We start from the raw sequence: 7,488 nt of genomic DNA, 5'->3' as shown, positions 1-7,488 counted from the left end.
TGTCCGTCAGCGTCGCGGGGTCGACGCCGACGGCGACGTCGTCGACGTGGGCGAGGTCCGGGTCCTCGACGCCGAGGCTCACGAACGCGTCCCAGGCGGCCTCGCGGAGCGTGTCGAACGGGGTCCGTCCGACCAGCACTCCGTCGTTGTCGAGGACGATGGCGTCGTACACGCCTCCCTGTGGGTCGGTAACGGGCAAAAAGGTTTCACACGCCGAAGAGCCGGAGGAAGAGCCCGGCGAGCAGCGCGAGCGCGCCGGCGATCGCCCCGACGAAGGGGATCGGAACCGGGAGCGGGACCGCGATCAGCGCGACGCCGAGCGCGATCAGCGCGGTCGAGAGCGTCACGGGATCGCTTCGCCGCCGCCGCTCAAATACCTTCAGGCGGATTGCGACCGGTCGACGACGGCACCCGGCTCGCGCGACGACTCCCGCACTTTCAATACCCGGCCCGTCGAACGGTCAGACTGGACCATGAACATCTCTGATATCGCAGTGCCGGAATACGTCGAGGTCGACATCGACGAGCGACTCGCCAAGGTCCGTTCTATCTTCGAGCGAGAGAACCCGAAGGGAATTATCGTCGTCGAGGACGGCGACTACGCCGGCGTCGTCGGCGAGAAGCAGCTCATGCGCTCGCGCATGGAGGACGACACGAAGGTGTCGGCGGTGATGAAGCCGGCGCCCTCGGTCGACCGCCACGAGGACGTCCGCGAGACCGCTCGGCTCCTGGTCGAGGGCGACGTGAAGATCGCCCCCGTCTACGAGGGCGAGAAGCTCTTCGGCATCATCACGGTCGACCAGATCCTCGAGGCCGTCCTCGACAGCCTCGACGCGATCACCGTCGGCCAGATCGCCACCGAGGACGTGATCGGCATCGGCGAGACCGAGAGCGTCGGCCGCGCGATCAATCGCCTCCGCGAGAACGGCGTCTCCCGGCTCCCGGTCTTGGACGACGAGGGCGGCCTCGTCGGCGTCGTCACCACGAACGACATCGTGGAGTTCGTCGTCCGCGACCAGGAGCGTCAGGGCAGCGGCGACCGCGCCGGCGACATCGACCGCATGCTCGACATCCCCGTCTACGACATCATGTCGAGCCCGGTCGTCACGGCGGCGCACGACGAGACGGCCCAGGCGGTCGTCCAGCGCATGTTCGACAACGACGTCTCCGGGCTGGTCGTCACGCCCGAGGGCGCGGACACCGTCGCCGGGATGGTGACGAAGACCGACGTGCTGCGCGCGCTCACGTTCACCGAGCAGGACTCGATGGACGTCCAGATCACCAACGTCGACCTGTTGGAGGGGACCTCCCGCGAACACATCGTCGAGTCCATCGAGCAGGTCGCGGACAAGTACGCGGACATGCACGTCATCCACGCGCACGTCCGGCTCCACGCCCACAAGGAGAAGCTCCGCGGCACGCCCCTGATCCAGTGTCAGATCCGCCTCCGCACCAACGAGGGACAGGTCGGCGGCTCCGGCGAGGGGTACGGCGCCGAACACGCCTTCCACGTCGCGCTCGACAAGCTCGAGCGGAACGTCCTGGAGATCAAAGGCGTCAACGCCGACGAGGAGTACCGCGGCCAGCTCCTCCGGAAGCTGGGCGACCTGTGAGCCGGTAGCGCGCCCGACCGGCGGGCGCGGTCGTCACGCCGTCGGCGAACCTCGACGGTATCCACGGATTTTGACGCTGTTAACGGACCTCGACGCTGTTAACGGACCTCTGTCGTCCGGCGCGAGAATTTCGGTCCCCTACCCTAGCCTTCTCGCCGTCCGCTTCGATTCGCCGCCCGCGACGCTCAGGCGTCGGTCCCCTCGGCGAGCCCGTCGCCGACGATCCGGAAGGTCGCGGTGTCGCCGGCGGCCTTCGAGCGGTGCTTCTCGAGCGTCACGCGACGGTTCCCGCCGCGGAACCGGTCGACGCGGACGATGGCGCCGGTCCAGTGGTTGAGAGTGTTGCCGCCGAGCGCGCGGTCGCGGTCGCCGTCCGGATCGGTGAACACCTGGTTCGTGATGACGACGGCGACGTCGTGCCGGCGGGCCAGAGAGAGGAGGTGGGTCACCTGCTTGGCGACCTTCCGGAGCGACTCGCCGCCCTCGGTGTCACCGGCGCGCTCCAGCCGGTAGAAGCCCGTCGCGGAGTCCAACACGATCAGCTCGACCTCCTCGGCGAGCTCCTCGGCGTCGCGGACGGCCTCGCGCTGGTCGTCGAAGTCGTACGCCTCCGAGATCACCAGCCGAGAGGCGATCGAATCGACCGTCTCGTCGGTGTCCGGGTCGTCGGCGCGCCCCGCGGCCAACTGCTCGAAGCGGTCGATGGAGAGCCCCTCGGTGTCGATGTAGAGGGCGCGGTCGCCGCCGGCCGCGACCTCCACCGCGGCCGCGAGCGCGAGGTTCGTCTTCCCGGCGGCCGGCGGCCCGTACACTTGGGTGACGACGCCGCGCTCGAAGCCGCCGCCCAACAGCTCGTCGACCGGCCGACAGCCGGTCGGGATCGGATCGCTCACTGGAGGGGAATTCGCCCGCACTCGTATTTAAACGGTCGATCGCCGCGGGGACGAGTCGACGAACGCGTCGTCGTGCGTCGCTCGCGACGCGCGGCCGTCGCTCGTCGGGGTGTCATAAGTGTGAGAGAAACGGAGATGGCGTCGATCACGTCGAGCGACCGCCGAAATCCGGTAGTGCGTGCGGACGCGCCGTCCGCGGTGTGGGGGGTTAGTTGCGGACGAGGTTCGTCGCGCGCGGTCCCTTGGGGGACGACTCGATGTCGAACTCCACTTCCTGACCCTCCTCGAGGTCCGGGCCGCCGACGTCTTCCATGTGGAAGAACACGTCTTCGTCGTCGTCGAGGTCGCCGTCGTCAGTCGAGATGAAACCGTAGCCGCCAGTGTCGTTGAAGAAATCAACCTTACCGTTTGCCATTGCGAATAAACGTACAGCCGGTTAGGGGATAACCCTTGCGAGGGCCGCGTTACCACGGAGGTTCCGGACGTTCGTCAACCGCGAACTCGCCAGAGACGTCCGCCTCTCGGCCGCATCGCCGCCGTTCGGGGGCGCGGTCGTGTTCAGCGAGTGCCAGCAGCCGCGGGGTTCATTTACGAGCGACCACGTAGGTCGAGCAACGACATGGACCGCCGCCACTTCCTCCGCTCGCTCGCCGCCACCGGGACCGCCGCCGGCGCGACCGCCACGGCCGGCTGCGCCGGCGTCCTCGGCGATTCGGGGTCGCTCGGTGACGACGACGGGACGGTCCTCGGCCCGCCGGAACAGACCCGCGGGGAGCCGGTCCACCCGATCCACGGCGACGAGATGCCCGATTTCACCGTTCCCGACCCGATCGCGGGCGAGGAGATATCGACGACGCAGTTCGAGGGCGAGCGCGCGTTCCTGTGGACGTCCTTCTACACCAACTGCCCCGACGGCGTCTGTCCCGCCCTCATCCTCCGACTGCGCCGCGTTCAGGAGGTCGCGGCCGAGGAAGGGTTCGGCGACGAGGCCGCCTTCCTCCCGCTGACGTTCGACCCCGAGCGCGACACGGCGGACGCGCTCCGCGAGTACGCCGCCCAGCGCGGGGTCGACCTCGACGCCGGCAACTGGCACTTCCTCCGGCCCGAGTCCTACGAGGCGGGCGTAGAGCTGATGGACGAGCACTTCGGACTCAAGATCGAGAAGACCGACGCCGAGGGGTACGAGAACCTCGAGTACGCGTTCCCGCACTACGGCCTCATCCTGCTCGTGAACGAGCGCGGGATCGTCGAGCGGTCGTACCCGCGCGGGCCGGCCACCGACGTCGAACGGATCGTCGACGACTTCCGGCGGGTGGTCACGGCGTGAGGCGGCGGGACCTCGTCGCCGGGGTCGCGAGCGTCGCGGTGCTCGGCGGAGCGGGCGCGGTCGCGACCGGCGGGGTCCCGGGCTCGCTCGGCGGCGGTGATTCGGGCGACGGCGATGGCTCGACCGGCAGCGACGGGCCGGAACCGGTCGATCCGGTGACGCTCGACACCGTCGAGGCGCCCGGGAGCCGCGACGGCGAGGTGACGCTGCCCGCCCCGGACCGACCGACGTTCGTCGACTTCTTCGGGACGTGGTGTCCGCCCTGCGCCGAGCAGATGCCGGCCCTCGCGGCGGCCCACGACCGGATCGGTGACGAGGCGCTGTTCGTCTCCGTGACGACGGAGCCCGTCGGCGAGGCGGTCAGCGAGGAGACGGTGGCCGACTGGTGGCGCGAGAACGGGGGGGACTGGCTCGTCGCCGCCGACGTCTCGGCCGAACTGGCGGCGCGGCTCGACGTCGGGAGCTACCCCAGCGCCCGCGCCATGGACGCCTCCGGGCGCGTCCGGTGGGCCACCTCCGGGACGCACACCACCGAGGAGTTCGTCGCGGGCATCGAGCGCGCGCTCGACCGATGACCCGACGGGGCGACCGATGACCGACGTCTCGCTCGCGACGAACGTCCCGTTCGCCGTGACCGCAGGCGTGGCGACGTTCTTCTCGCCGTGCGCCTACCCGCTCTTGCCCGGATACGTCGGCTTCTACGTGAACTCCGTCGACGCCGACTCCGCGTCCGTCGTCGGGGCGGGGGCTCGAGGGATCGCGGCCGCGGTCGGCGTGTTAGCGACGTTCGCGCTGCTCGCCGGGGCCACCGTCCGGGTCGGCTACTCGACGCTGTCGAACATCACCGTCTTCGAGACGCTCGTCGGCGGGCTGCTGATCGTCTTCGGACTCCTCGTCGTCGCCGGGCGCGCGCCGTCGATCTCCGTGCCGCTGCCCGAGCGGCGAGCGAGCGTGTTCGGGTTCGGCCTCTTCGGCGCGGGGTACGCGCTGGCCGGCGCGGGCTGCGTCGCGCCGGTGTTCCTCGGCGTCGTCGCCCGGGCGATCGCGCTGCCGTCCGAGACGGCGATACTCCTCCTCGCCGTCTACGCCGGAACCGTCGCCGTCCTGATGGCCGCGACCACCGTCGCGACGGGCGTCGGCCTCCTCAGCAACGCCAACCGGGTGATGGCCCACGCCGGGCTGTTGAAGCGGATCGCCGGCGGCGTGATGGTCGTCGCGGGGATCGGCCAGCTGTACCTCGCGCTTGTCGTGTACTGACGGCCGGGTCGGGCACCTGGACCGCAGAGGGTCGGAACCGCATGAGATCCGCCGAGTCGTGCGGTTCCGTCCCACGTCTCCCGTAGATTCTTAAGCGATTGCGCGGAACTTTCGGACAGCCGAACCGAGACGGTTCGGTCCCCGCACCATGGATCTCGATCAGTTCACCGCCGCGAACGCACCGACCGACAGCGCGGAACCGTTCCAGCGCGAGAACAGCTACACCCTAGACGTCGACGTCGACGGCACCGTCATGGCGAAGGCCGGCTCGATGGTGGCGTTCACGGGCGACGTGTCCTTCACCGGGAAGGCCTCCGCGGAGGGCGGTATCACCGGGTTCCTCAAGGAGGCCGCCACGAGCGAAGGAACGCCGATCATGGCCGTCGAGGGGCAGGGCCACGTCTACTTCGCCGACGACGGCAAGAAGGTCCAAGTCGTCGAGCTCGACGCCGGCGAGTCGATCACGGTCAACGGCGAGGACGTGCTCGCCTTCGAGGAGTCGCTCTCCTACGAGATCAACACGATCGACAGCCTCGCCGGCGCGCTCGCCGGCGGCTTCAGCAACGTCTACCTCGAGGGGCCGGGGTACGTCGCGATCACCACCCACGGCGACCCGATCGTCCTCGAACCGCCGGTGTCGACCGACCCGAGCGCGACCGTCGCGTGGAGCGGCACGTCGCCGGACGTGGAGGTCAACCGCAGCCTCTCGGACATGATCGGCCAGGAGTCCGGCGAGCGCTATCAGATGCGCTTCGGCGGCGAGGGGTTCGTCGTGGTCCAGCCGCGCGAGGAACACGTCTGAGGCGGCGACGGGAAGTCAGCCCGGTAGCCCGGGGCTATCGCGCCGCCAGCCAGCCGGCGAAGTCGCCGGTGAGGAAGCCGACGTAGTCGACGACGCCGAGGTACAGCACGACGACCACGACGATCAGGATCGGGACCCGGACCGCCCAGATCCAGACTGCGTCGAGGCCGGCGCCGTCAGCGATCCCCTTTCTGAGCTCCTCGCGGCCGACGTCCGGGATCACCCAGCCGACGAACAGCGCGAGCAGCAGCGAGCCGAGGACGAGCAGGATCCCGTCCGCGAGCCCGTCGTACAGGCCGAGGAAGATCGAGTCGATCGTGACCGGGACGCCGAGCAGGAAGACGGCGGCTCCGAGCGCGGCCGACGCGGGCACCCGAGCGACGCCGACCTCGTCGATGAGGTAGGAGACGAGCACCTCGAGGATACTGATCGCGGAGGAGAGCGCGGCGATCCCGACCATGCCGAAGAAGACGACGCCGAGGATTCGGCCGCCGGGAATGCCCGCGAACGCGGCGGTGAGGCTCACGAAGATCGTCCGCGGGCCGCCGGCGCCCGGTTCGATCCCGATCGAAAAGAGGACGGGGAAGACGACGAAGCCGACGAGGACGGCGACGAGCGTGTCTAGCGCCGCAATGATCCCGGCGTCGGCCGCGAGGTTCCGGTCCTCGCCGAGGTAGGAGGCGTACGTGATCATCACGCCCATCCCGAGCGACAGCGTGAAGAACGCCTGCCCGGCCGCGGCGGGGAGGATCTCCGTCCAGTTCGCCGCGATCGTCCCGAAGTCCGGCGAGAGGTAGTAGCCGTACGCCGCGCTCGCGCCGTCGAGGGTGAACCCGTACGCGGCCAGTCCGACGAGCAGGACGAGTATGGCCGGCACCATCACCTTCACGCTCAGTTCGATCCCCCGCCTGACGCCGGCGGCGATGATCCCGACGACGAGCAGCATGAACATGGCGTGGAAGAGGAGGGTGTCGAGCCCGGTCGAGACCGACTCGTACAGCGCGTCCGCGGCCGCCGGGTCGGCGACAGTGAACCCCTCTGTGATCCCGATGAGCGTGTAGCGCAGGAACCATCCCGCGACGACGCTGTAGTACGAGAGGATGATGAAGCCGGTGACGACGAACAGCCAGCCGGCGGACGACCAGACGCCGCTGCCCAGTTCCCGAAGCGCCCCGACTGGGTTCCGGTCGGTGCGGCGCCCGATGACGAACTCCACGAGGATCGCCGGGAAGCCGATCAGCGCGACGAACGCGAGATACGTGATCAGAAACGACGAGCCCCCGTACTGACCGGTGATGAACGGGAACCGCCAGATGTTACCCAGCCCGACCGCGCTCCCGACCGCGGCGAGGATGAACCCCGCCCGCGTCGCCCATGTCTCGCGTGCCATCTGTGTGCCGGAGGAATCCCATCTCCCCCGTAAAAACGTGTCTCTCCGGCGCTGTTACTGCTGATCATCGAACATGATCGATCGGTCACCGGCGCGGCGACCGAGGGGGTCCGTCGCCGCGCGTCCGCGCCGAGACGCCGGCCGCGTGGCTCGCGTCGGGGACCGTGAATTTAATAGCCGGACAGGGACCTCACGAGGTATGGAAC

9 protein-coding genes and 1 pseudogene are annotated in these 7,488 nt (G+C 69.3%); 5 read left to right on the top strand and 5 right to left on the bottom strand.

Annotated elements, in window-relative coordinates; genetic code table 11:
- Both Q0116_RS05760 and Q0116_RS05755 read right to left on the bottom strand, forming a co-directional pair.
- A pseudogene (locus Q0116_RS05760) lies at positions 1–172 on the bottom strand (HAD family hydrolase); the annotation flags it as partial.
- Positions 173–206: 34 nt separating this feature from the next.
- Positions 207–347 carry a hypothetical protein gene (locus Q0116_RS05755; RefSeq protein WP_297886385.1) on the bottom strand — a complete coding sequence of 47 codons (141 nt, stop codon included), beginning with the start codon at positions 345–347 and terminating at the stop codon, positions 207–209.
- A gap of 126 nt (positions 348–473) precedes the next feature.
- Between Q0116_RS05755 and Q0116_RS05750 the strand changes: the two genes are divergently transcribed.
- Positions 474–1,613, top strand: coding sequence for a CBS domain-containing protein (locus tag Q0116_RS05750; protein WP_297886383.1), 1,140 nt, complete (start codon positions 474–476; stop codon positions 1,611–1,613).
- Positions 1,614–1,798: 185 nt separating this feature from the next.
- On the opposite strand, the gene radB is transcribed toward Q0116_RS05750, so the two are convergent.
- Together radB and Q0116_RS05740 are read right to left on the bottom strand one after the other, a co-directional pair.
- Positions 1,799–2,506, bottom strand: coding sequence for a DNA repair and recombination protein RadB (radB, locus tag Q0116_RS05745; protein ID WP_297886381.1), 708 nt, complete (start codon positions 2,504–2,506; stop codon positions 1,799–1,801).
- Between the two features lie 208 nt (positions 2,507–2,714).
- Positions 2,715–2,921: a cold-shock protein gene (locus Q0116_RS05740; RefSeq protein WP_004595330.1), complete on the bottom strand. Its 207-nt coding sequence runs from the start codon at positions 2,919–2,921 to the stop codon at positions 2,715–2,717.
- Positions 2,922–3,125: 204 nt separating this feature from the next.
- Between Q0116_RS05740 and Q0116_RS05735 the strand changes: the two genes are divergently transcribed.
- The 4 genes from Q0116_RS05735 (at position 3,126) to Q0116_RS05720 (ending at position 5,892) form a co-directional block, all read left to right on the top strand.
- The gene (locus Q0116_RS05735; protein WP_297886369.1) at positions 3,126–3,833 is read left to right on the top strand and encodes an SCO family protein; all 708 of its coding nucleotides are present in this window, start codon (positions 3,126–3,128) and stop codon (positions 3,831–3,833) included.
- Positions 3,830–4,408, top strand: a complete 579-nt coding sequence (locus Q0116_RS05730; RefSeq protein ID WP_297886367.1) for a TlpA disulfide reductase family protein — start codon at positions 3,830–3,832, stop codon at positions 4,406–4,408. The genes Q0116_RS05735 and Q0116_RS05730 overlap by 4 nt, the downstream gene beginning before the upstream one ends.
- A 16-nt stretch (positions 4,409–4,424) precedes the next feature.
- Positions 4,425–5,090 (top strand): cytochrome c biogenesis protein CcdA, encoded by a 666-nt coding sequence (locus tag Q0116_RS05725; protein ID WP_297886366.1) that lies wholly within the window; start codon positions 4,425–4,427, stop codon positions 5,088–5,090.
- A 148-nt stretch (positions 5,091–5,238) separates the two neighbouring features.
- Complete coding sequence (locus Q0116_RS05720) at positions 5,239–5,892, top strand: AIM24 family protein (protein WP_297886364.1); 654 nt, start codon at positions 5,239–5,241, stop codon at positions 5,890–5,892.
- Positions 5,893–5,926: 34 nt separating this feature from the next.
- Here the strand turns inward: Q0116_RS05720 and Q0116_RS05715 are convergent, their stop codons facing one another.
- Positions 5,927–7,282: a sodium-dependent transporter gene (locus Q0116_RS05715; RefSeq protein ID WP_297886362.1), complete on the bottom strand. Its 1,356-nt coding sequence runs from the start codon at positions 7,280–7,282 to the stop codon at positions 5,927–5,929.
- Positions 7,283–7,488: the final 206 nt, after the last annotated feature.

This window comes from uncultured Halorubrum sp. (assembly GCF_937146585.1).
In the GTDB taxonomy this organism is placed as follows: Archaea; Halobacteriota; Halobacteria; order Halobacteriales; family Haloferacaceae; genus Halorubrum; species Halorubrum miltondacostae.
This window is presented reverse-complemented; position numbering and strand designations above follow the sequence as displayed.